Annotated in this window: 24 protein-coding genes and 1 tRNA gene; 8 read left to right on the plus strand and 17 right to left on the minus strand. The window is 58.7% G+C overall.

The genetic code is table 11. The annotated features are described in order from the left end of the window. Positions 1 to 116 precede the first annotated feature (116 nt). Entirely contained in the window at positions 117 to 1,139 is a 1,023-nt protein-coding gene (gene mtnA, locus IAI47_RS15205; protein WP_003852582.1) for an S-methyl-5-thioribose-1-phosphate isomerase, read from the plus strand. Between the two features lie 54 nt (positions 1,140 to 1,193). On the opposite strand, the gene IAI47_RS15210 is transcribed toward mtnA, so the two are convergent. The 3 genes from IAI47_RS15210 to IAI47_RS15220 are packed head-to-tail and all read right to left on the minus strand — an operon-like array spanning position 1,194 to position 3,032. Next, entirely contained in the window at positions 1,194 to 1,736 is a 543-nt protein-coding gene (locus tag IAI47_RS15210; protein WP_003852580.1) for an acireductone dioxygenase, read from the minus strand. Between the two features lies 1 nt (position 1,737). Further along, entirely contained in the window at positions 1,738 to 2,421 is a 684-nt protein-coding gene (gene mtnC, locus IAI47_RS15215) for an acireductone synthase (RefSeq protein ID WP_008924833.1), read from the minus strand. Further along, positions 2,418 to 3,032, minus strand: coding sequence for a methylthioribulose 1-phosphate dehydratase (locus IAI47_RS15220; protein WP_003852577.1), 615 nt, complete (start codon positions 3,030 to 3,032; stop codon positions 2,418 to 2,420). Before IAI47_RS15220 ends, mtnC begins: the two co-directional genes overlap by 4 nt. Before the next feature lie 332 nt (positions 3,033 to 3,364). On the opposite strand from IAI47_RS15220, the gene IAI47_RS15225 reads away from it, so the two are divergent. Then, positions 3,365 to 4,525 (plus strand): pyridoxal phosphate-dependent aminotransferase, encoded by a 1,161-nt coding sequence (locus IAI47_RS15225; RefSeq protein ID WP_187961150.1) that lies wholly within the window; start codon positions 3,365 to 3,367, stop codon positions 4,523 to 4,525. Next, on the plus strand, positions 4,513 to 5,280 hold the full coding sequence (locus tag IAI47_RS15230; protein WP_008924831.1) for an amidohydrolase: 768 nt from the start codon (positions 4,513 to 4,515) through the stop codon (positions 5,278 to 5,280). The genes IAI47_RS15225 and IAI47_RS15230 overlap by 13 nt, the downstream gene beginning before the upstream one ends. Before the next feature lie 11 nt (positions 5,281 to 5,291). On the opposite strand, the gene uraH is transcribed toward IAI47_RS15230, so the two are convergent. The 9 genes from uraH to hpxU all read right to left on the minus strand — a co-directional run bounded on the left by uraH (position 5,292) and on the right by hpxU (position 12,691). Beyond that, positions 5,292 to 5,627, minus strand: a complete 336-nt coding sequence (gene uraH, locus IAI47_RS15235) for a hydroxyisourate hydrolase (protein ID WP_008924830.1) — start codon at positions 5,625 to 5,627, stop codon at positions 5,292 to 5,294. Then, positions 5,624 to 6,118, minus strand: a complete 495-nt coding sequence (gene uraD / locus IAI47_RS15240) for a 2-oxo-4-hydroxy-4-carboxy-5-ureidoimidazoline decarboxylase (protein ID WP_008924829.1) — start codon at positions 6,116 to 6,118, stop codon at positions 5,624 to 5,626. The genes uraH and uraD overlap by 4 nt, the downstream gene beginning before the upstream one ends. Before the next feature lie 3 nt (positions 6,119 to 6,121). Further along, on the minus strand, positions 6,122 to 7,375 hold the full coding sequence (gene hpxK, locus IAI47_RS15245; RefSeq protein WP_008924828.1) for an allantoate amidohydrolase: 1,254 nt from the start codon (positions 7,373 to 7,375) through the stop codon (positions 6,122 to 6,124). Next, entirely contained in the window at positions 7,372 to 8,607 is a 1,236-nt protein-coding gene (locus IAI47_RS15250; protein ID WP_003852571.1) for an alanine--glyoxylate aminotransferase family protein, read from the minus strand. The genes hpxK and IAI47_RS15250 overlap by 4 nt, the downstream gene beginning before the upstream one ends. A gap of 220 nt (positions 8,608 to 8,827) precedes the next feature. Continuing rightward, on the minus strand, positions 8,828 to 9,559 hold the full coding sequence (locus IAI47_RS15255) for an amino acid ABC transporter ATP-binding protein (protein ID WP_008924827.1): 732 nt from the start codon (positions 9,557 to 9,559) through the stop codon (positions 8,828 to 8,830). After that, positions 9,540 to 10,196, minus strand: a complete 657-nt coding sequence (locus tag IAI47_RS15260) for an amino acid ABC transporter permease (protein WP_033742952.1) — start codon at positions 10,194 to 10,196, stop codon at positions 9,540 to 9,542. Before IAI47_RS15260 ends, IAI47_RS15255 begins: the two co-directional genes overlap by 20 nt. After that, entirely contained in the window at positions 10,196 to 10,864 is a 669-nt protein-coding gene (locus IAI47_RS15265) for an amino acid ABC transporter permease (protein WP_008924825.1), read from the minus strand. The genes IAI47_RS15260 and IAI47_RS15265 overlap by 1 nt, the downstream gene beginning before the upstream one ends. Positions 10,865 to 10,874: 10 nt before the next feature. Continuing rightward, on the minus strand, positions 10,875 to 11,660 hold the full coding sequence (locus IAI47_RS15270; RefSeq protein WP_003852569.1) for a transporter substrate-binding domain-containing protein: 786 nt from the start codon (positions 11,658 to 11,660) through the stop codon (positions 10,875 to 10,877). A 191-nt stretch (positions 11,661 to 11,851) separates the two neighbouring features. Continuing rightward, on the minus strand, positions 11,852 to 12,691 hold the full coding sequence (gene hpxU / locus IAI47_RS15275) for a MurR/RpiR family transcriptional regulator HpxU (RefSeq protein WP_008924824.1): 840 nt from the start codon (positions 12,689 to 12,691) through the stop codon (positions 11,852 to 11,854). 151 nt (positions 12,692 to 12,842) lie between these two features. Between hpxU and IAI47_RS15280 the strand changes: the two genes are divergently transcribed. The 4 genes from IAI47_RS15280 to hpxZ are packed head-to-tail and all read left to right on the plus strand — an operon-like array spanning position 12,843 to position 16,398. Continuing rightward, positions 12,843 to 14,429 (plus strand): gamma-glutamyltransferase family protein, encoded by a 1,587-nt coding sequence (locus IAI47_RS15280; protein WP_003852564.1) that lies wholly within the window; start codon positions 12,843 to 12,845, stop codon positions 14,427 to 14,429. Between the two features lie 12 nt (positions 14,430 to 14,441). Then, positions 14,442 to 14,624 (plus strand): oxalurate catabolism protein HpxX, encoded by a 183-nt coding sequence (gene hpxX / locus IAI47_RS15285; protein ID WP_003852562.1) that lies wholly within the window; start codon positions 14,442 to 14,444, stop codon positions 14,622 to 14,624. Beyond that, complete coding sequence (locus IAI47_RS15290; RefSeq protein ID WP_003852560.1) at positions 14,621 to 16,018, plus strand: AtzE family amidohydrolase; 1,398 nt, start codon at positions 14,621 to 14,623, stop codon at positions 16,016 to 16,018. The genes hpxX and IAI47_RS15290 overlap by 4 nt, the downstream gene beginning before the upstream one ends. After that, positions 16,018 to 16,398, plus strand: coding sequence for an oxalurate catabolism protein HpxZ (hpxZ, locus tag IAI47_RS15295; RefSeq protein WP_003852558.1), 381 nt, complete (start codon positions 16,018 to 16,020; stop codon positions 16,396 to 16,398). The genes IAI47_RS15290 and hpxZ overlap by 1 nt, the downstream gene beginning before the upstream one ends. Before the next feature lie 50 nt (positions 16,399 to 16,448). On the opposite strand, the gene puuE is transcribed toward hpxZ, so the two are convergent. Genes puuE through IAI47_RS15310 form a run of 3 tightly spaced genes read right to left on the minus strand, consistent with a single transcriptional unit; the run spans position 16,449 to position 18,885 of the window. Then, entirely contained in the window at positions 16,449 to 17,402 is a 954-nt protein-coding gene (gene puuE, locus IAI47_RS15300) for an allantoinase PuuE (RefSeq protein ID WP_003852556.1), read from the minus strand. Positions 17,403 to 17,434: 32 nt separating this feature from the next. Next, complete coding sequence (gene hpxA, locus IAI47_RS15305) at positions 17,435 to 18,166, minus strand: allantoin racemase (protein ID WP_003852554.1); 732 nt, start codon at positions 18,164 to 18,166, stop codon at positions 17,435 to 17,437. Beyond that, positions 18,163 to 18,885 carry a GntR family transcriptional regulator gene (locus tag IAI47_RS15310; protein ID WP_003852553.1) on the minus strand — a complete coding sequence of 241 codons (723 nt, stop codon included), beginning with the start codon at positions 18,883 to 18,885 and terminating at the stop codon, positions 18,163 to 18,165. The genes hpxA and IAI47_RS15310 overlap by 4 nt, the downstream gene beginning before the upstream one ends. A 143-nt stretch (positions 18,886 to 19,028) precedes the next feature. On the opposite strand from IAI47_RS15310, the gene IAI47_RS15315 reads away from it, so the two are divergent. Continuing rightward, positions 19,029 to 20,537 (plus strand): NCS1 family nucleobase:cation symporter-1, encoded by a 1,509-nt coding sequence (locus IAI47_RS15315; RefSeq protein ID WP_003852551.1) that lies wholly within the window; start codon positions 19,029 to 19,031, stop codon positions 20,535 to 20,537. A 49-nt stretch (positions 20,538 to 20,586) separates the two neighbouring features. Here the strand turns inward: IAI47_RS15315 and IAI47_RS15320 are convergent. Both IAI47_RS15320 and dnaQ read right to left on the minus strand, forming a co-directional pair. After that, positions 20,587 to 20,663: transfer RNA gene (locus IAI47_RS15320), tRNA-Asp, on the minus strand. A gap of 134 nt (positions 20,664 to 20,797) precedes the next feature. Further along, positions 20,798 to 21,529 carry a DNA polymerase III subunit epsilon gene (gene dnaQ / locus IAI47_RS15325; RefSeq protein ID WP_008924823.1) on the minus strand — a complete coding sequence of 244 codons (732 nt, stop codon included), beginning with the start codon at positions 21,527 to 21,529 and terminating at the stop codon, positions 20,798 to 20,800. Positions 21,530 to 21,541 lie beyond the last annotated feature (12 nt).

Consider the following 21,541-nt stretch of genomic DNA (forward strand, 5'->3'; position numbering starts at 1 on the left):
GTTCCTCATCATTCGAAGGGGGTCACTCAGGTGTAATAAGCCGTTCAGACGTCTATACATCCGTTCAGCATGTTGGCACAATACGCATCATTAACGCAACATGGATTTCACCCACAATGCAGACACTTCAAACCACCAGCTTACAGGTTCGTGACAATCAGCTCTGGATTCTGGATCAGCAGGCACTGCCGCAGCAGAAGAACTGGCTGCCCGCGCACAGCGTGCCTCAACTGATTGAACATATTCATGCACTGCGGGTGCGCGGTGCGCCGCTAATCGGCCTCTCTGCCTCGCTGCTGCTGGCGCTGCTGGCAGAACAGGGGCAGCCGCGCGCTGAACTGGCTCAGGCGCTGGAGACCCTGCGCGCCGCCCGCCCTACCGCCGTCAACCTGATGAACAATCTTGATCGGATGAAAGGGGCGCTGGCCCAGCGGGACTTTGCGCCTGCGCTGGCTCAGGAAGCCTGGCGGCTGGTGCAGGAGGATAAGCAACTGTGTGATGCCATCGCTGATGCGGGTTGCACGCTGGTGAAACCTAATAGCCAGCTGCTGACTCACTGTAATACCGGCGGGCTGGCAACGGCGGGTGTGGGTACCGCGCTGGGCGTCATTGCCCGTGCCCATCAGCAGGGCCTGATTAAGAATGTGTGGGTTGATGAGACCCGTCCGCTGTTACAGGGCGGCCGCTTAACCGCCTGGGAACTGGGCGAGCTGGCGGTTCCCTACACCCTGATTACCGACTCCATGGCCGCCAGCCTGATGGCCCGTGGCGACGTAGATGCGGTGTGGGTCGGCGCTGACCGCATTGCCGCCAATGGCGATGTCGCCAATAAGATCGGCACCTACAGCCTGGCGGTGCTGGCGCATTATCATCAGATCCCGTTCTACGTGGCGGCCCCGCATACCACGCTGGATCGCAGCTGTCCTGACGGCGCAGCGATTCCCATTGAGCAGCGCGCCGCCAGTGAAGTGACGGGCGTTGCCGGCAGTTTTGGCAGCGTGCAGTGGGCGCCAGAAGCAGCCTGGGTTTATAACCCGGCGTTTGACGTGACGCCAGCGGCGCTGATCAGCGGCTGGGTGCTGGACACCGGCGTGGTGACGCCTGACCAGGTGCAGGACGGCATCTTCCAGCCGCAGTAATGGTCTGCGAGGCGTTTGCCGCTATGGAGACGCCTCGCATAACAGGCTGACAGATTACGCCAGACGCGGATAGGCATCCGCTATCTTATCGCCGGTAAAGTTCGCCACCCAGCCTTCCTGATTGTCGAAAATACGGATAGCCGTGAAGTGGGGTGACGACCCCATATCAAACCAGTGCGGCGTTCCCGCTGGCACTGAGATCAGATCGTTTTTTTCGCAGAGGATCTGCAGGATCTCGCCATCCAGATGCAGGCAGAACAGCCCGGCACCCTCGACAAAGAAACGCACTTCATCTTCGCCGTGCGTATGTTCATTGAGAAATTTCTCCCGCAGCACGGTTTTCTGCGGGTTATCAGCACGCATGCTGATCACATCCCAGCTCTGATAGCCCTTTTCCGCCACCAGCCGATCAATCGCATGCTGATAGGCGTTGATCACCGTTTCGGGATCCGGATTTTCACCCAAATCACGATCGGCTTCCCAGCGCTCAAAACGGACACCTTTTGCATTCAGGCGGTCACGAATCGCTTCCGCGTCAGTGCTGTGCCACACCGGCTGGCTGGCTTCACGGTCGGTAAAAATAGTCAGTGCGCTCATGCTAAATCGACTCCGGGTTAATCTGAGAAAAATCCGTCACCTGACGATGGCGGCTCTCATTGTCCGCATCGCCACGCAGTAATTGCAATGTCTGCCAGCCCGCCTCTGCGGCGGCATCCAGCTCCTGATGAATATCAGAGAGAAACAGCAGCTGCTCCGCTGGCTGCCCCATCTCAGCGGCAATAGTGCGATAAGCCGCGACGTCGCGTTTGGCGCCGACGTGGGTGTCAAAATAGCCACTGAACAGGCCAGTAATATCACCTTCATCGCTGTAGCCAAATAACAATTTCTGCGCCGCAACCGAGCCGGAGGAATATACATAGAGTTCAATGCCCTGCGCCTTCCAGCGGCTGAGCGCAGGCACGACGTCGGGATAGAGATGACCGGTAAAACTGCCGTTCACGTAGCCATCGCGCCAGATCATGCCCTGCAACGCCTTCAGGCCGGTCGATTTGCGATCCTGGTCCATAAAGCCCAGCAGAATATCTGTCACGCCAGCCAGATCGGCCTGCGGCTGACCGGCTTCTTCGCGCACCGACTGCAGTGCGGCCGCCACGTCGGGCTGGTGCGCATTTTCACGCAGGAAATCCGGCAGATGCTTGCGGGCATAGGGAAACAGGATGTTATGTACAAAGCGGATATCGCTGGTAGTGCCTTCGATATCAGTAACAATGGCGCGAATCATGCTTTCTCCAGCAGGCGACGTTGACGTTCACATTCAAATAAAAATTCCAGACCTTCCAGATGACGGCGGGCTTCGCTGACATCCCGGCCCCAGCAGGTTAAGCCGTGGCCGCGCAGCAGAAAACCGTAACGCAGCGGAAAACGTGCGGCGTAATCTTCAATTTCTGACGCCAGCGCCGCGATATCCTGGCTATTGTCGAACACGGGAATCGCCAGCGTATCCAGGTGAGTATGCTGACCACTTAACGATTTTTGCATCTCATAGCCGTGCAGCAATAGCGCCGCACCCTGCTCCACCCGCGACAGCACGGTCGAATTCACCGTGTGGGTGTGCAGCACCGCGCCCGCCTCAGGAAAGAGGCGATAGATCATCGTGTGCAGGCCGGTTTCTGCCGACGGCTTACGGCCAGAGAGCGACTGGCTGGTGGCGATATCGACCTCAATAAAGTCATCCCGCGTCAGCGTGCCTTTATCTTTGCCCGATTCACTCAGCAGGCAGACATGTTCATCGCGGCGCACGGACATATTTCCGCCGGTGGCCGGTGCCCAGCCTTTTTCGCCAATCCAGTGACAGGCGGCGACCAGCTGATCTAACGGAAGACTCTGCGACATAAAGGTTCCTTACGGTGAAATGTAATCCCGGGTAAGCAAACGCTGCTGACGCGCGGATCATGACGCATGCAAATGCTAAATGGACCGTGTGTAACATGGCGCATGTAAATGCGAAATGATCCGTGTGTCAGCAAGGCGGCAAGCGCGCTTATCCCGGGGAGCTTACATGAGTAAGTGACTCGGGTAAGCAAGTGCAGCCAACACCGCTGACGCGCGGAGCATGAAGCATTTAGCCGTCTAAGCGTCTTGATTGCCAAATACTACCATCCTGTTTATAGTGGCACAAACACCGGGTGACACCGCATCAATTTTCGCGCTTAAGGCCTGACACCATGACGCAGCACAACCTGATCCCCGAGAGTAAACTTCCCTTACTCGGCACCACGATTTTCAGCCAGATGAGTGCGCTGGCGCAGCAGCATAACGCCATCAATCTCTCTCAGGGCTTTCCCGATTTCAGCGGCCCGGACTATCTGCAGCAGCGGCTGGCGTATCACGTCAGCCAGGGCGCGAATCAGTATGCGCCGATGACCGGTGCGCTGCCGTTACGCGAGGCGATAGCGGAGAAAACCGCGCGACTTTATGATTACCGCCCGGATGTTGACGCGGAGATTACGGTGACGGCGGGTGCAACTGAAGCGCTCTATGCGGCGATTACCGCACTGGTGCGGCCGGGCGATGAGGTGATCTGCTTTGATCCCAGCTACGACAGCTATGAGCCTGCGGTGGAGTTGTCTGGCGGCGTGATGAAACGCATTACGCTGCAGCCGCCCGCTTTTCGGGTGGACTGGCAGGCGTTTGCTGCGCTGCTGAGTGACAAAACCCGGCTGGTGATTCTGAATACGCCGCACAACCCTACCGCTACCGTCTGGCAGCAATCCGATTTCGCCGCGCTGTGGCAGGCGATTTCGGCGCACCCGGTTTATGTGCTGAGCGACGAAGTTTATGAGCACATCTGCTTCGATGAGGCGGGCCACGCCAGTGTGCTGGCCCATCCTGATTTGCGTCAGCGCGCCATCGCGGTGTCGTCGTTTGGCAAGACGTTCCATATGACCGGCTGGAAAGTGGGCTATTGCATTGCCCCTGCGGCGATCATCGCTGAACTGCGCAAAGTGCATCAATACCTGACCTTCTCGGTGAATACCCCGGCGCAGCTGGCAATCGCCGATATGCTGCGTGAGCATCCGGAACACTATCTTGAACTGCCAGCGTTCTATCGCGATCGCCGCGATAGGCTGGCCACGGCGCTGAGCAACAGCCGCTTTAAGGTTCTGCCCTGCGAAGGGACCTACTTTTTACTGGTCGATTACAGCGCCATCTCCGATCGGGATGATGTCAGTTTCTGCCAGTGGCTGACCCGTGAAGTCGGCGTCGCCGCGATACCCCTGTCGGTGTTCTGCGCCGATGCTTTCCCCCATAAACTGATCCGCCTCTGTTTTGCCAAACAGCCGGCGACATTAGATGCCGCCGCGGAGCGCTTATGTCAGCTTTGAAAATCACGCTATTGCAGGAGACGCTGAGCTGGATGGATGGCGAGGCCAACCTGCGCCATTTTGACGCGCAACTGGCCGGACTTACCGGACGCGATCTGATTATCCTGCCAGAGATGTTTACGACCGGCTTTGCGATGGAGGCGGCGAAAAGCTCGCTGCCAGAGGCGCAGGTGGTTGAGTGGCTGCACCAGCATGCCCGCAGCACCGATGCCCTGGTCGGCGGCAGCGCGGCAATTCAGACAGAACACGGCGCGGTAAACCGCTTCCTGCTGGTCGAACCGGACGGCACGCTGCATCAGTATGACAAGCGTCACCTGTTCCGTATGGCGGACGAGCATCACCACTATCAGCCCGGCGAACAGCGGCAGGTGTTTGAGTGGCGCGGCTGGCGCATTCTGCCGCAAATCTGTTACGACCTGCGCTTCCCGGTCTTCTCGCGCAACCGCAATGATTACGATCTGGCGCTCTATGTCGCCAACTGGCCTGCGCCACGTGCGTTGCACTGGCAGGCGCTACTGTTAGCGCGGGCGATTGAAAATCAGGCTTACGTGGCAGGCTGTAACCGCGTTGGCAGCGATGGCAATCAGCATCACTACAGTGGCGACAGCCAGATTATTTCACCGCAGGGGGAGATCCTCAGCGCGGCCGAGCAGCATCAGCGCGCCCGGCTGGATGCCGAGCTGTCACTGGACGCGCTTCAGGCTTACCGCGAGCGCTTCCCGGCCTGGCAGGATGCAGACCGGTTTTCGCTGTAAACCACCGCCGGTTAACTGCCGCGATAAGTTGACCAGGACCAGGGCGAAATCAGAAATGGCAGATGAAAATGGCTGCCCGCCTCAGCGATCAGAAAATCGATCTGTGCACTGACGTAGAGCGCATCCCGACCGGCGACGGCAAAATAGTCGCCGATTTCCGCCGTTAAACGGTAGTGGCCCGGCGTCAGCGGCTCAGGCGTCAGATCTTTCAGACGCCCGTCGCTGTCCGTTTCACCCTGTGAAATCGGAAACCAGCCTTCCGGGCTGTTCTGCTCCAGTGAAATCGCCACGCCGCTGGCCGGTTTACCCAGCGCCGTGTCGAGAATATGGGTGGTCACAGTGCTCATTGAATCGTCTCCTTAAGGCGTAACAGGGTAATTTCACGCAGTTGATCCAGCGCCTCCTGCTGCTCGGTAACATCGCTATTCTGCAACCGACGCTGCAACTCTGCGAGCATCTGTTCGCCGCTGCGCCCTTTGGCACGAATCAGAAACACCCGGCCAAAACGCGCTTCATAAGCCTTATTCCCCTGCTGCATCGCCTGTTGCAGAGCATAATCGGCCTGCTGCATCGCGGACTGCTCCCCACGCGACAGTACAGACTCTTTGTCCGCGCCGTCCGCGCGTTCGCCAATGCGGGGATGTGCTGACAAGGCCGCTTCCAGCTCGGGCTGCTGCCACTGGCGAGCCAGCGCATCGGCAGTGGCCAGTAGCGCCTCAATGGTGGCAAAAGGCCGGCCCGCCACCATCGACTGCTGCCAGTGCGGGATCGCCACACAGTGCCGGATGGCCGACTGCGCCTCGTCAGCTGACAGCTGATTAAATGTGGCTAACTCCATATTTTAACTCCGTCCGGCAATCAGCGAGACCGCTTCCAGATAAGCCTGCAGCGCAGGAGCCACATCGTCAACCGCCACCGACTCTGCCGGATGATGACTGATGCCGCGATGGTTACGCACAAATAACATGCCGACCGGCCAGCGTTCAGCGATAGCGATAGCGTCGTGCCCGGCCCCGCTCGGCAGTGACAGACTACGACCCTGCACCGTTTCCACTGCATGGCTCAGCGCCTGTTGCAGCACGGAGTCACAGGCGGTAGCACCGATGCGATAATATTCGTTCGACTCGAAGCGAAGTCCACGACGCAGCGCAATCGCCTCAGCCTGCGTTAGCAGGCTGGAGAGCAGCGTCTCCAGCGGATTATCCAGCGGACCGCGCACGTCCAGCGACAGCGATACCTCGCCGGGTATCACATTCACTGCACCCGGCGCGCAGTTAATCGTGCCCACAGTCGCGACCAGCTGCGGATCCTGCTCACGGGTGGCCTGCTCGATAAACACCATCCACTCGGCGGCGGCGGCCAGCGCATCTTTGCGATGCGTCATCGGCACCGTTCCCGCATGGCCCGCTTCGCCGGTGAAACGACAGTTGAGGCGGCGCGCACCGTTAATCGCCGTGACCACACCCAGCGCCAGATCTTCCTGCTCCAGACAGGGGCCTTGTTCGATGTGCAGCTCAAGATATCCGACGATATCCTCAACCCGCCGCGCCGCAGATGCGATCCTGTCGCTGTCGAGACCAACATCGGCCATCGCCTGCGCGACAGTAATGCCATTGCCGTCGGGATGTGTCACCCAGCTTTGCGGCCAGCTGCCGGTAATCCCGCGACTGCCCAGCAGCGTAATGCCAAAACGGGTGCCCTCTTCGTCGCCAAAGCCAATCACCTCAATGGCCAGCGGCAGGCGGCGCTGATGTTCATTTAGCCACTGTACGGTTTCAATGGCGCTGAGCACGCCCAGCATCCCGTCGTAGCGGCCGGCGTTGCGCACCGTGTCGAGATGGGAGCCGAGCAGCAGCGCAGGCGCACCCGCTTCTGCCGCCTCATAGCGCCCACAGATATTGCCGACTTCATCCTGCCACACCTGCATCCCCGCTGCCTGCATCCACTCACCGACGCAGGCGTTGGCGCGCAGATGTTCCGCCGACAGGTAGACGCGGGTCAGGCCCTCAGCCGTTTCGCTGATCGCTGCCAGCGCATCACAGCGCGCCATCACGCGCTGTGCAGCGGCCTGAGCTTCGCTGGCACTCATCATCATGCCTGGCTCCCGTAGTGATCCCAGGCGGCCTGCGCACCCGCGCCCTGCGGCGTGCGATAACCAACATGAGTCAGCACTGTTTCCAGCGCCGATAGCGTCTGCATCACGCAATCTTTGCGCGCGTTGTAACCCATGGTGCCGATGCGCCACACCTTGCCATGCAGCGGACCAAATGAGGTGCCAATCTCAATGCCGAAATCCTCCAGCATCAGTTTGCGCACCTGATCGCCGTTGACACCTGACGGGATCATCACGCCCAGCACGTTGTTCATCTTGTTTTTCAGATCGCCAAAGGTCTCCAGCCCCATTCCCTGAATGCCTTTCAGCATCGCTTCACCATGCAGTTTGTGACGGGCGATGCCGTTATCCAGCCCTTCCTGCAGGATCAGACGGGCACACTCGCGGGCGCCAAACAGCGCACTGGTCGCTTCGGTGTGATGGTTAAGCCGCTCCGGCCCCCAGTAATCCATGATCATGCCGAGATCAAAATAGTTGGAGTAGATCATTTCATCATCTCCATCCTGATGCGCCTCGGTGCGGATCCCCTGCTCCACGCATTTGCGTTTGCGGATCACCGCTTCCATCTCTGCGCTCAGGGTGATCGGTGACGTGCCCGATGGGCCGCCCAGGCATTTCTGCATCCCCGCCGATACGGCATCCAGTCCCCAGGCATCCGTTTCCAGCGGGTTGCCCGCCAGCGACGCGGTGGCATCGGTGTAGAACAGCACGCCGTACTGTTTACAGATCGCCCCCAGCTGCTCAAGTGGCTGCAGCATGGTGGTCGAGGTATCGCCCTGCACGGTCAGCAGCAGGCGTGGCCGCACTTTTTTGATCGCATCTTCAATCTGGTCCGGGGTAAAGACTTCGCCCCACGGCACTTCGATGGTGTGAACGTCCGCACGACAGCGGCGGGCAATTTCGCACAGCAGATGACCGAAGCGGCCAAACACCGGGACCAGCACTTTGTCGCCAGGGCGGATAGCGGAGAGCAGTATCGATTCGATGCCGGCACGAGAGGTGCCATCAATCAGCAGCGTCCAGCGGTTCTCTGTGCGGAACACGCCGCGATAGAGCGCCATCACTTCGTTCATGTAGTGGGTCATCGCGGGATCGTACTGACCCAGCAGCTGGCTCGACATGGCGCGCAGCACGCGGGGATCGGCGTTGATCGGTCCCGGTCCCATCAGCAGACGCTGTGGCGGATTGAGTTGCGGGTATTGTGTTATATCCATCATCATTTCCTTTTCTGATGCCCGACAGGCTATTTTATTTGCCATTCTGGCCCCGGGCAGTGCTCACACAGGCTGCTTTAGCAACCTGAACGCCCGTAAGGGCGGCCCTGAAGGGGCGAGCACAGCGAGTCATCCTCACGTACTTCGTGTACGCTCCGGTTGTTCCGCGCTGTCCGTGGTCAGACTGTCTGCAACAATAAACGCCTGTCAAACTAAACATTTAGAGACGAACCGAAGAGATAAACTGCTTCAGCTCCGGCGTCTGCGGCTGGGCGAACAGCGTTTTACTGTCGCCCTGCTCCCAGACGCGCCCCTGATGCATAAAGACCACACGATCGCCCACGTCGCGGGCGAAGCTCATTTCATGGGTGACGAGGATCAGCGTCATTCCCTCTGCCGCCAGCTGCTCCAGAACTTTAAGCACTTCGCCCACCAGTTCAGGATCGAGCGCGGAGGTGATCTCATCACAGAGTAAAACTTTCGGCGTCATCGCCAGCGCACGGGCGATCGCCACGCGCTGCTGCTGACCGCCAGAGAGGCTGGCAGGATAGTAGTCAAGACGTTCACCCAGCCCGACTTTCTCCAGCATCTGCGCCGCCAGCGCCCGGCACTCGGCCTCGCTTTTCTTCAGCACCCGGCGCGGCGCCAGCATCACGTTCTCCAGCGCCGTCATGTGCGGGAACAGATTGAAGCTCTGAAATACCATTCCGACCGAGCGGCTGATTTCACGCGCCTGCGAATCACGGTCAGTAATCGTCATCCCGCCGAGCTTGATGCTGCCCTCCTGATAGCCTTCCAGCCCGTTCATACAGCGCAGCAACGTGCTTTTGCCGGATCCACTGCGACCAATGATCGAGATCACCTCGCCCATGTCGATATCCAGATCCACGCCTTTCAACACATGATTGTCGCCGTAATATTTTTGCACCTGATTAATGGTGATGAGCGGCATTGAATTTTTTCTCCAGATACTGGCTGTAGCGAGACAGCGGATAACACATCAGGAAGTAGCCCAGCGCCACCAGCCCAAAGACTTTAAACGGCTGATAGGTCACGTTGTTCAGAATGGTGCCCGCCTTAGTCAGCTCAATGAAGCCGATTATTGAGGCCAGCGCGGTGCCCTTGATCACCTGCACGGCAAAGCCCACGGTCGGCGCGATACCGATGCGGATCGCCTGGGGTGCCACCACCCGCCATAGCGTCTGACCAAAGGTCAGGCCGAGGCAGCGCGACGCTTCCCACTGCCCTTTCGGCAGGGCGCGAATGCTGCCGTACCAGATGTCCACCAGAAAGGCGCTGGTGTAGAAGGTCAATGCCAGCGAAGCTGCGGTCCAGGGCGCGACATCAATGCCGAATAGCCCGACGCCGAAAAATGCCAGGAACAGCTGCATCAGCAGCGGCGTGCCCTGAAACAGCGCGGTGTAACCGCGTATCACGCGCGTCAGCCACTTGCGTTGCAGCAGACGCAGAAACAGCAGTGGCAGCGTTACCAGCGTTCCGCCGGCAAAGGCCACCAGCGACAGTAACAGGGTCCAGCGCGCCGCCAGCAGCAGGTTGCGCAGGATGTCCCAGTCAGTAAAGGTCGTCATCATGATGGCTGCACTCCAAACCATTTACGGCCAATTGCCAGCAGCAGATGGCGCATCGCAATCGACAACGCCAGGTAGATCAGCGTGGTCACCAGATAGACCTCAAAACTTAAGAAGGTACGCGACTGAATCAGGTTAGCGGCGAAGGTCAGCTCCTCATAAGAAACCTGGGACACCACCGACGACCCCAGCATCACGATGATGCACTGACTGACCAGCGCCGGGTAAATGCGCTGCAGTGCAGGCGGCAACACCACCCGCAAAAACGTCTGGCTGCGGGTTAATCCCAGCACCCGGCCTGCTTCCCACTGCCCTTTGGGTGTTACCTGAATTCCGGCGCGGATGATCTCGGTACTGTAAGCGCCAAGGTTGATCAGCATCGCCAGCAGCGCCGCCTCGCCAGCGGTAAGTTTCAGCCCCAGCGCAGGCAGACCGAAAACAATAAAGAACAGTTGCACCACAAACGGCGTATTGCGGATCAGCTCGACATAGATGCCCCACAGGCGGCTCATCCAGCTGGGTTTGCCGCTGCGCAGCGCCGCGCCCGCAATGCCCAGCGCCACACCACCGGTCGTCGCCAGCACCGTCAGCTGGAGGGTGACCCACAGACCGGAGAGCAGCTCCGGCCAGTAGGGCCACAGGGCGGGAAAGTTAAGTTGCCCGGTCATGAATCCGTCCTCAGGCGCCGAGGTTGGCGGGCAGCGGCGCTTTGAGCCACTCTTCTGACAGTTTATTCAGAGTGCCATCTTTGATGCCCTGCTCAATCAGCGCATTGACTTTCGCTTTCAGCGCAGGCTCATCTTTCTTCAGGCCGATAAAGCAGGGTGAATCTTTCAGCATAAACTGCGCGACAGGCGCTTTAGCCGGATTCTGGCGTGCAATCGCGGCGACCACCAGGTTACCGGTGGCGACATATTGCACCTGACCGGAGAGATAGGCAGACAACGTGGTGTTGTTATCTTCATAGCGTTTTATCTGCGCATCTTTCGGCGCAACGTCGCTGAGCACCATGTCTTCTACCGCACCGCGCGTGACGCCAATCGACTTGCCGCTCAGCGCCGACGCCGCTTTGATCTCATCACCTTTCGGACCAAATACGCCCAGGAAGAACGGCGCATAGGCACGTGTAAAGTCGATCACTTTCTCACGCTCGGCATTTTTACCCATGCTGGAGATAACCAGATCGACCTTGTCAGTTTGCAGATAAGGCACGCGGTTGGCACTGCTGACCGGCACCAGCTGCAACTTAAGTTTCATCTGCTTTGCCAGATATTTCGCCGTGTCGATGTCATACCCCTGCGGCTGAAGGTCAGTGCCGACCGAGCCAAAGGGTGGGAAATCCTGCGGCACAGCGACGCGGATGACACCGCGCTTCTGGATGTCCTGCAGTTGATCGGCCAGCGCACTTCCCGCCTGAGCCATCAGTAATGCTGCAGCTGCTACCGCCATTAAAACTTTTTTCATTATGCACCCCGGTGAGATTAACGTGAAACAAAAGATTCTTTGACATGCAATCTGCAACTAATGTGCCAATCCGGGCGGCAACAAAAAAAGGGTTAAGCGGCAGAGAGTTCAGCAGAATGCGGGCGTAATCGGAGCGACTACGCCGGGGAAGCGGCGTTCTGAAATGGGGCAAAGCACCAAAACGGTGCCTGCTAACGGTGCTCCAGTTCGTCGAACTGCTGATAAAGGTCAGCGATCTGATGAATCCGCTGACGTCCCTGAGCCAGCATTTCATGCAGCAGGGCATTGGCGATCAAGTTAACCAGACTCATGGCGGCACTGTAACTGTCGAAGGCGGAGACGCTGTCCAGCGGCGTACAGAGTTGCCAGCGCGCCAGCGCAATCACCGTCTGCGCCTGCGGCTCACACAGCGCCAGCAGCGGGATACCGGCTGCCTGCAACTGCTGCATCAGCGGGCGAATGATGCGTGGACGACGACGAAAGGCCATCACGATGACCATGTCGTCCGGTGTGATATCCACCAGCTCCTCTGCCAGCGTCTGGCCCGGCTGCGGCAGAATATGCACCTGTGAACGCGCCTGCACCAGTTGCTGGCGCAGGTGCAGCGCCACCGGGTAGGCATTGCGCATACCGATGATAAAGATGCGTTTTGCCTGCGACAGCTGCTGAATAACCTCGTTAAAGTGCTGTGCATCCAGGCTGTTAACCCACTGCGTCAGATTCGCCATCTCCTGCTTATAGTGGCGTGCCAGCAAGGTATTGCCCTGCACGGCATCACGATTATCTGTCAGCGGCATGCCGCTCTGACGCAGGATGCGTAACTCATCACGCATATCTTTGTATTTCTCGTAGCCCAGACGCTTAAACAGCCTGCTGACCGTGGCTTTCGACACACCACTGAGCCGCGCCAGCTCGGCGCTGTTGTAGCTGATCAGGTCATCGAAATGGTCAAACACGAAGTCAGCAATGCGCTGTTCCTGTGGCGAGAGCTGGGGATAGTGACTTCTGAGTCGTTCATCAAGCTGTTGCATAAGGCGTCCTGTAACTTTTGTTTCAGCACTTTTGTTTAGCAAAACCTAGCACAATTTACGCCAGGTTAACCGGCGCATTGTCATCGCAGGGTGAAAACTGGAACAGCTCTTGCTTTGTTATGGGTTCTGTCACCCGAAGAATGAGAAAACGATGATTCAAAGCAATATGGCCCCGCAGGGGATGGCGGTGACGCCGCACCATCTGGCGAGTGAAAGCGCACTCGCGGTACTGCGTGATGGCGGTAATGCCATTGAAGCGATGGTGGCCGCCGCCGCAACTATCGCTGTGGTCTATCCACACATGAATGGACTGGGCGGCGACGGTTTCTGGCTGATTCTGCCGCCCGGTGGTGATCCTGTCGCTATCGACGCCAGCGGCGCAGCAGGTTCACTGGCTCACCGCGATTTTTACGCCGATCACCCGAAAATCCCACATCGCGGACCGAAAGCGGCGCTGACCGTAGCCGGTACAGTCAGTGGCTGGCAGGAGGCACTGATGCTCTCTAAGGAGATGGGCACCCCGCCGCTGCCGCTGGCTCGTCTGCTGCGTGATGCCATTCGCTACGCCGCCGACGGCATTCCGGTGACCGCTTCACAGAGCGCCGCCACCGCAACGTTCCGCAGTGAGTTACAGCATCAGCCCGGCTTCAGCGCCACGTTTATGCCTGACGGCGAGGTGCCGCAGCCCGGCAGCCGTTTTACCCAGCCCGCACTGGCGAACACCCTGAGTCAGCTCACCGAAGAGGGACTCGACAGTTTTTATCGCGGCCCGCTGGCTCATCATCTGGCCGACGAGATGGCGACACTGGGCATGCCGGTGACGCTGAACGATCTGCAGCAGCATCGCGCCCGCCGCACAACGCCACTGCACCTCGCACACAGTGAAGGCGACATCTGGAATATCGCCCCGCCGACGCAGGGCATGGTGTCGCTGGCCATCCTCGGCATCACCGACTGGCTGGCGATGGCGGAGGCTGATGACGCGCAGACGGTGCACCGCATCGTTGAAGCCACCAAGAAAGCCTTTGCGCTGCGGGACAAACACATCACCGATCCGCGTCACGTTACCGAAGATCTGCAGGCGCTGCTGGATAGCGATCACCTTGCCACACTCGCCAGCCAGATCACCGATGGTGAGGCGGCAGCCTGGGGGAGCGGACGCGGCCCGGGCGATACCGTCTGGATGGGCGTGATGGACAGCAGCGGTCTGGCGGTCTCCTTTATTCAAAGCATCTATCACGAGTTTGGCAGTGGTGTGGTGCTGCCCGGCACCGGTATTACCTGGCAGAACCGTGGCGCGGCGTTTAGCCTGGATCCTGACCATTTACTCGCCCTTGCGCCCGGCAAGCAGCCGTTTCATACCCTGAATCCCGCCGCTGCACGCCTGAAAGATGGCCGGACAATGGTGTATGGCGCCATGGGCGGAGATGGTCAGCCGCAGACCCAGGCGGCGATTTTTACCCGCCATGTCATTCAGGGCCTGCCGTTACAGCAGGCGGTCAGTGCGCCGCGCTGGCTGCTGGGCCGGACCTGGGGGCAATCATCAGACTCATTAAAACTGGAAGGCCGCTTTGACGACGAAACGGTATTAATGCTGCGTCTGTGGGGACATGAGGTGGAGCTGCTGCCGGACTTCAGCGAATCCGTTGGCCATGCGGGCGCCATCGTGCGTCACAGCAACGGCATGTTTGAGGGCGCAAGCGATCCGCGCAGTAACGGCAGCGCTGCCGGTTTTTAACAGGAGCGAATCATGAATCAACACGACTGGGCCAGCTACATCGGCCATATGGAGCAGATACTGCAACTGGAACTGGATGACGCCCGCCGCGCTGAACTGCTGATCCAGCTGTCGCGTATCGCGGAGATGGCGGCACCGCTGATGGCGTTTCCGCTGGACGATCGGCTGGAAGTGGCAGGAGTATACCAGGCATGAGATTAGGTGATGTTTCGATTCAGAGCCTGCAACGGGCGATCCAGCAGGGTGAGATCAGCGCGGTGGAGGTAGCGAAGAGCACGCTGCAGGCCGTTGAGCAGCATAATCCGGCGCTGAATGCCTGGACGGAAGTGACCGGGCCGCGCATGTTAAAAGAGGCCAGCGCGATTGATGCGCAGCGGCAGCGCGGCGAAACCCTGCCACCGCTGGCGGGCATCCCGTATGCGGTGAAAAACCTGTTTGATGTGGCGGGTCACAGCACACTGGCCGGTGCCAGCCTGTTCCGCGATCGCCCTGCGGCCCAGGCAGATGCGTTTGCCGTGGAGAAACTGCGTCACGCAGGCGCGCTGCTGTCGGGCATGCTGAACATGGATGCTTATGCCTATGGTTTTACCACCGAAAACAGCCACTATGGTGCGACGCACAATCCGCGCGATCTGAGCCGCGTGGCGGGCGGCTCTTCAGGCGGTTCAGCCGCCGCCGTGGCCGCCGGGCTGGTCCACTTTTCACTGGGCACCGACACCAACGGCTCGATTCGGGTGCCCGCCTCGCTGTGCGGTATTTTTGGTCTTAAGCCAACTTTTGGTCGTCTGTCACGCAGCGGCAGCCATCCGTTTGTCGCCAGCCTTGATCACATCGGCCCACTGGCGCGCCGGGTTGAGGACCTGGCACTGGTGTATGACCTGTTGCAGGGTGCAGACCACGCTGACGCGTTTCAGGCTGACCGTCCACTGGCCGAGACGCTGCCAGGGCTGTCACAGGGCAGCGAAGGATTGCGCTGTGGCGTACTGGGTGGTTTTTTTGCCCGCTGGTGCGATGAGGATGCCCGCGCGGCCGTCGCGGCAGTTGCAGCCGCGCTTGAGGCTCAGGAAGAGGTGCTGATGCCGGAGGCGGAGCTGGCCCGCTCGGCGGCGTTTATCATGACCGCTGCCGAGGGCGGCAATCACTATTTGCCTGCCCTGCGCCAGATGCCGGAGCAGTTTGAACCGAACTCACGTGAGCGTCTGCTGGCCGGTACCATGATGCCTGGTGCCTGGTATGTGCAGGCACAGCGTTTCCGTCGCCATTTTCAGCAGCAGGTGTTACCGCTGTTTGATCGGTTCGATGTGCTGATCGCCCCAGCGACGCCCTGCAGCGCGATTACTATCGGTCAGCAAACTCTGACGATTCAGGGTGAGTCGCTGCCCGCCAAGGCGAGCATGGGAATGCTGACGCAGCCGATCTCCTTCCTGGGATTGCCGGTCTGTACCGTGCCGCTGGCGACCCGAAGTGGCCTGCCGATTGGATTACAGCTTATCGCCCGTCCGTTTAATGAAGAGGCAGTACTACGCGCCGCCTGGGCACTGGAACAACAGGGCATTACGATGCCGCAAATGAATATGGCAGGAGCCTGATGAACAGAGAGATTAATTTACCGCAGGTGCTCACTGAGGTAACGGCGCAGTTTTATCGCTACGAGCAGGCGCTGGTCAGCAATGACGTGGAAGAACTGGATGCGCTCTTCTGGCATGACCCGCGAACCGTGCGTCTTGGGGCGGGTGAGAATCTGTATGGCATTGATGAAATTCGGGCCTTCCGTGCCGCGCGTCCTTCAGCCGGTCTGAACAGGACGCTACGGAACACCGTGATTACGACTTTTGGCGAGGATTATGCGGTCTGCAGCACCGAATTTACCCGCCCTGGCAGCGATAAGATTGGCCGTCAGCAGCAGACCTGGGTGCGAATGCCCCACGGCTGGTGCATCGTGGCGGCGCAGGTCAGTCTGATGAGCTGACGGCATCCGGCGCTGCTCCCGTTCAGAACGGGGCAAGCGCCGGAACTGGCTTAAGGTGCCGGGTGAGTTGCGATCCAGTGGTCAGCAATCTGCTGGCGGGTACAGATCCAGACGTCGTCGTGCTGCTGGATGTGATCGAGGAAGTTCTGCAACGCGCGGAATTTGCCAGGGCGACCCAGCAGGCGGCAATGCATGCCGACCGACATCATCTTCGGCGCCGTGTCTCCCTCTTCATACAGCACATCAAAGGTGTCGCGCAGATAGGTGAAGAACTGTTCGGCGGTGTTAAACCCCTGCGGCGAGGCAAAGCGCATATCGTTGCACTCAAGGGTGTAAGGAATAACCAGGTGCGGTTTTACCGTGCCATCCTGGCAGGTAACCTGCGTCCAGAACGGCAGATCATCGCCGTAGTAGTCACTGTCGTAGCTGAACCCACCCTGCTCCACCACCAGCCGACGGGTGTTCGGGCTGTCGCGCCCGGTGTACCAGCCTGTTGGCGCTTTCCCAAACAGATCCACCAGCACATCCACCGCCTGCTGCATATGCTGACGTTCAGTTTTTGCATCCATGCCCTGATAGTGGATCCAGCGCCAGCCGTGGCTGACCACATCGTAGTCCGCCTGTTTAATCGCCTCGACAATTTCCGGATGACGCGCCAGCGCCATCGCCACACCAAAAACGGTTAGCGGCAGACCACGTTTCTGAAATTCATTGTGGATGCGCCAGAAGCCGGCGCGGGAGCCGTACTCATACAGCGACTCCATCGACATGTGACGATCGGTATAGCTGGCTGCACCGATGATGTCGGAGAGGAACTGCTCTGAGCCCGCATCGCCATGCAGCACACTGTTTTCTGCACCCTCTTCGTAATTCAGGACAAACTGCACTGCCACACGGGCGTTATTGGGCCAGGCGGCGTGCGGCGGATTGGCGCCATAACCGATTAAATCGCGCGGATAGTTTTTGTTAAAGCTGTACTCTTTCTTCTCTGCAGCGTCAGTCATTACTCCACCTGTTTTGATTCGGGAAAGTTCCGTTAGTTTAGATGTTGAAACGCACCTGAGAGAGGTTTCTGCAAAGGCCAGGCCAGATCGCCATGTTTGCTGGTGCCAAAACCAAGCGCCACCAGCGACTCGACCATTTTCACCGCTGCGCTGACGCCATCAATCACCGGCAGGCCCAGCTCCTGGGTCAGCGAAGCCGCCAGCGTCGCCATTCCGCCACAACCCAGCACAATCGCCCCGCTGCCATCTTCCCGTTTCGCCTGAATACAGCGCTGCCGCACTTTTTCCTGCGCCAGACCGCTGCCATCCTCCAGCGCCAGTACCGGCAGATCGATGGCATGCAGCGCGGCACAGTGATGGGTAAAACCATACTGCTGCAACAGATGACGCGCAATCACCAGCGTGCGCGGCAGCGTGGTGACAATGGAGAAACGTGTCGCCAGCAGCGTGGCGGTGTGCATCGCCGCCTCCGCAATGCCGATTACCGGCCCGCTGGCCAGCTCGCGTGCGGCCAGTAAACCCGGATCGCCGAAGCAGGCAATGACATGTCCGCTGACACCCTGCTCCCTGCCCAGCTTGATCTGCTCCAGCACGCCGATGGCGGCGATCGCCTCATCGAAGTGCCCTTCAATGGAGGGCACGCCCTGCGACGGCGAAACCGCCAGAATTTCGGTGCCCGGCGCGGCGACCGCACGCGCGGCCTGAGCGATAGTTTCGGTCATCGCCAGACTGGTGTTGGGATTAATGACCTGAATCAGACTCATGAAGCGACTCCAGAGACTGAGGCAAACAGTCGGGAGAAATCGGGCAGGGTTTCTCCGCTGCGCTCAAAGTGCAGGCTGGAAACGATGTGCTCAAAGTGATGCTGAAGCGCGAGAGTCAGCGGTTCCAGCGCACGAGCGCGCAGTAACGCCAGAAGATTTGCGTGATCGTCACAGCGACAGCCGCGCTGCCAGGGCGCGCCCCAGGCGGCAATTACCAGTGAGGAGCGCTGAGTCAGGCTGGTCACCATGCCGGTGAGCACCTGATTACCGGAGATCGCCTGTAGCTGAATATGAAACGCGGCGGAAAGCCGGATGGCTGCCGGACCATCATGATCGGCGTGCGCCTGGTTTTCCTGTGCAATGAGCTGCTCCAGTGCAGCCAGATGCGGAGGCTGCAGATGCGCCAGTACCGCAGGCAGATTGGCGCACTCCATTAAACTGCGGGTTGAGAAGATGTCACGTGCCTCTTCAACGCCGGGTGTCGCCACCTGCGCACCACGTTTGGGCGTCAGGGTGACCATCTGCACCGCCGCGAGGCGCTGCAGCACTTTGCGGATGCCGGTGCGACTCACCCCAAAGACCGCGGAAAGTGCCTCTTCCGGCAATTTACTGCCCGGCGGCAGCTGGTGCTCAACAATAGCGTTCATCAACGCCTGGTAAATCCCTTCATCTTTGTCCTGCAGATGAGTGGCGTCTCGCTGGCCTGTTTTACTCGTCATTACCTGCTCCGGTCGCTCGCTGTGTGCCACTATCGTATACTTGAAAAATAAATATTGTATACAACAAAACAGATCTGGCCTGAATCCTGCAATGCCGTCTTACCAGATTATTCATTCCACTTTCAGGTACAGGAGCAGGTTTCATGCCAAAACAATCAACGGTGGCCAGCGCGGCCTCTGAAGCCAGTGCACGTTACAGCCCACGGCTTTGTAACGAAGACCTGGCACCGACTCGCAATCAGAACTGGTCGTGGTACAACATCTTCTCTTTCTGGATGTCCGATGTGCACAGCATGGGCGGCTATGTGGTAGCCGCCAGTTTCTTCACGCTGGGATTAGCCAGCTGGCAGGTGCTGCTCTGCCTGCTGGCCGGGATTTGCATCGTGCAAATCTGTGCCAACCTGGTGGCGAAACCGAGCCAGATGGCGGGTGTCCCTTATGCGGTGATCTGTCGTCAGGCGTTTGGCGTGTTTGGTGCCAATATTCCGGCGGTGATTCGCGGGCTGATCGCGTTCGCCTGGTATGGCATTCAGACCTATCTGGCGGCGAATGCCCTGATGCTGGTGCTGCTGAAGTTTGCGCCGTCGCTGACATCAATGACCGTGCCACACTGGCTGGGCCTGTCGCTGCTGGGCTGGTGCTGTTTCGGCATTATGTGGTTACTGCAGGCGATGGTGTTCTGGCACGGCATGAACGCCATTAAGCGGTTTATTGATGTCGCTGGACCGGCGGTCTATGTGGTGATGGTGGCACTGGCGGGCTGGATTGTATACAAGACCGGTTTCGATGGCATCTCCTTTACCCTCGCCAGCAAATCGCTGACCGCAGGCGAACAGACCTGGCAGATGATTACGGCCACGGCGCTGGTGGTCTCTTACTTCTCCGGGCCGCTGTTAAACTTCGGTGATTTTTCACGCTACGGCAAGAATATGTCCGAGATTCGTCGCGGCAACCGCTGGGGCCTGCCGTTTAACTTCCTGCTGTTCTCAGTGGTGACGGTGGTGATTGTCTCGGGCACCCAGTCGCTGTTTGGCAAAATGATTACCGATCCCATCGAAACCGTAAGCATGGTCGGCAACGATCTGGCGGTCGCGATTGGTCTGCTGACCATGATTACCGCCACTATCGGCATCAACATCGTGGCGAACTTCGTTTCACCCGCGTTTGACTTCTCGAACTGTTCCCCACAGAAAATCAGCTTCCGCACCGGTGGGATGATCGCCGCCGTTGGTTCAGTGCTGTTAACGCCGTGGAACCTGTTCCAGTCGCCTGAGCTGATTCACTACACACTGGATGTGCTGGGATCCTTTATCGGGCCGCTGTTCGGGATTCTGTTAACCGATTTCTATCTGATTAAGCGTGGCCGTATCTCAGTCGACGATCTGTTTAATGACACGCCATCTGGTCGTTACTGGTATCGCGGTGGCTTTAACCCCAAAGCAATTGGCGCGCTGCTGCCGTCGGTAGCGATTTGCCTGGTGATTAGTTTTATCCCTTCCCTGCATCAGGTGGCGAACTTCAGCTGGTTCATTGGTGCTGGTCTGGCGGCGGGCTGCTATCGCTTTATCGCCCGTGAAGATCGTGAAGCTGAAGATGTGACCCGCGCGCATGGCGAGGTAGTGGCGCAGAAGAACCAGGCCGTCGCTGAATAGCAGACAGCAAAAAGCCGATTCATTTCTGAATCGGCTTTTTTAAAGAGATTGGCGGAACGGACGGGGCTCGAACCCGCGACCCCCTGCGTGACAGGCAGGTATTCTAACCAACTGAACTACCGCTCCGCGCTTTGTTCCCCGTCGAGAACGAGGCGCATAGTAATGGCAGGTTGTTACGGCGTCAACGCTTTTTCCAGGTGAATAAATCGTTTGCTGTTTTTTTCAGCTTGGCGTTGATTTTATCCACAAAAACAGGCCATTCAGCCACGCCACAGACAGCTGCCACCCTTTTTCATCACCAGATCCAGACGGGACTCATGGGCAACCACTTCCTCTTCGCTGGCCGTAACCACGCGCAGTGCAGAGGCGGGACGGACGATGCGCTGAATGCTCTCTCCCTGCGCCTCACGGGCACTTTCACTTTCCGATAAGAACGAGAGCGACGTCTGACCACCGGTCATGGTCAGGAAGACTTCCGCCAGAATCTCGGCATCGAGCAGTGCGCCGTGCAGAGTACGCTTGGTGTTGTCTATTTCATAACGCGAGCAGAGCGCATCAAGGCTGTTACGCTTGCCGGGAAACATACGACGCGCCAGCGCCAGGCTATCGGTAATTTTGCAGAAGGTTTCGGTTTTCTCAATGCCACGGTTCAGCTTTGAGAACTCGTAGTCCATAAAGCCGATATCAAACGGTGCGTTGTGAATGACTAATTCAGCACCGCGAATGTAGTCGAGAAACTCATCAGCGATGTCGCTGAACGCGGGCTTGTCGGCAAGAAATTCATCTGCAATCCCGTGGACACCAAAGGCTTCAGGATCGACCAGCCGATCGGGCTTGAGATACATATGAAAATTGTTGCCGGTCAGGCGACGGTTAATCACCTCCACCGCACCAATCTCAATGATGCGGTGCCCCTCATAATGTACCCCGATCATGTTCATGCCGGTGGTTTCAGTATCGAGAACGATCTGGCGGTTATTTGCAGTGCTCATAAGACCCGTTTT

Source organism: Pantoea sp. MT58 (genome assembly GCF_014495885.1).
In the GTDB taxonomy this organism is placed as follows: Bacteria; Pseudomonadota; Gammaproteobacteria; order Enterobacterales; family Enterobacteriaceae; genus Pantoea; species Pantoea eucalypti.

Excerpts from the sequence above, each read along its gene's own strand:
- IAI47_RS15315 (WP_003852551.1), top strand. The coding sequence starts at position 19,029 with ATGCCAAAACAATCAACGGTGGCCAGCGCGGCCTCTGAAGCCAGTGCA.
- IAI47_RS15260 (WP_033742952.1), bottom strand. The coding sequence starts at position 10,196 with ATGACGACCTTTACTGACTGGGACATCCTGCGCAACCTGCTGCTGGCG.
- mtnA (WP_003852582.1), top strand. The coding sequence starts at position 117 with ATGCAGACACTTCAAACCACCAGCTTACAGGTTCGTGACAATCAGCTC.
- IAI47_RS15220 (WP_003852577.1), bottom strand. The coding sequence starts at position 3,032 with ATGTCGCAGAGTCTTCCGTTAGATCAGCTGGTCGCCGCCTGTCACTGG.
- uraD (WP_008924829.1), bottom strand. The coding sequence starts at position 6,118 with ATGGAGTTAGCCACATTTAATCAGCTGTCAGCTGACGAGGCGCAGTCG.
- IAI47_RS15270 (WP_003852569.1), bottom strand. The coding sequence starts at position 11,660 with ATGAAAAAAGTTTTAATGGCGGTAGCAGCTGCAGCATTACTGATGGCT.
- IAI47_RS15280 (WP_003852564.1), top strand. The coding sequence starts at position 12,843 with ATGATTCAAAGCAATATGGCCCCGCAGGGGATGGCGGTGACGCCGCAC.
- hpxK (WP_008924828.1), bottom strand. The coding sequence starts at position 7,375 with ATGATGATGAGTGCCAGCGAAGCTCAGGCCGCTGCACAGCGCGTGATG.
- hpxX (WP_003852562.1), top strand. The coding sequence starts at position 14,442 with ATGAATCAACACGACTGGGCCAGCTACATCGGCCATATGGAGCAGATA.
- IAI47_RS15255 (WP_008924827.1), bottom strand. The coding sequence starts at position 9,559 with ATGCCGCTCATCACCATTAATCAGGTGCAAAAATATTACGGCGACAAT.
- IAI47_RS15265 (WP_008924825.1), bottom strand. The coding sequence starts at position 10,864 with ATGACCGGGCAACTTAACTTTCCCGCCCTGTGGCCCTACTGGCCGGAG.
- mtnC (WP_008924833.1), bottom strand. The coding sequence starts at position 2,421 with ATGATTCGCGCCATTGTTACTGATATCGAAGGCACTACCAGCGATATC.
- IAI47_RS15310 (WP_003852553.1), bottom strand. The coding sequence starts at position 18,885 with ATGACGAGTAAAACAGGCCAGCGAGACGCCACTCATCTGCAGGACAAA.
- hpxU (WP_008924824.1), bottom strand. The coding sequence starts at position 12,691 with ATGCAACAGCTTGATGAACGACTCAGAAGTCACTATCCCCAGCTCTCG.
- hpxA (WP_003852554.1), bottom strand. The coding sequence starts at position 18,166 with ATGAGTCTGATTCAGGTCATTAATCCCAACACCAGTCTGGCGATGACC.
- IAI47_RS15230 (WP_008924831.1), top strand. The coding sequence starts at position 4,513 with ATGTCAGCTTTGAAAATCACGCTATTGCAGGAGACGCTGAGCTGGATG.
- IAI47_RS15250 (WP_003852571.1), bottom strand. The coding sequence starts at position 8,607 with ATGGATATAACACAATACCCGCAACTCAATCCGCCACAGCGTCTGCTG.
- uraH (WP_008924830.1), bottom strand. The coding sequence starts at position 5,627 with ATGAGCACTGTGACCACCCATATTCTCGACACGGCGCTGGGTAAACCG.
- hpxZ (WP_003852558.1), top strand. The coding sequence starts at position 16,018 with ATGAACAGAGAGATTAATTTACCGCAGGTGCTCACTGAGGTAACGGCG.
- IAI47_RS15290 (WP_003852560.1), top strand. The coding sequence starts at position 14,621 with ATGAGATTAGGTGATGTTTCGATTCAGAGCCTGCAACGGGCGATCCAG.
- dnaQ (WP_008924823.1), bottom strand. The coding sequence starts at position 21,529 with ATGAGCACTGCAAATAACCGCCAGATCGTTCTCGATACTGAAACCACC.
- puuE (WP_003852556.1), bottom strand. The coding sequence starts at position 17,402 with ATGACTGACGCTGCAGAGAAGAAAGAGTACAGCTTTAACAAAAACTAT.
- IAI47_RS15210 (WP_003852580.1), bottom strand. The coding sequence starts at position 1,736 with ATGAGCGCACTGACTATTTTTACCGACCGTGAAGCCAGCCAGCCGGTG.
- IAI47_RS15225 (WP_187961150.1), top strand. The coding sequence starts at position 3,365 with ATGACGCAGCACAACCTGATCCCCGAGAGTAAACTTCCCTTACTCGGC.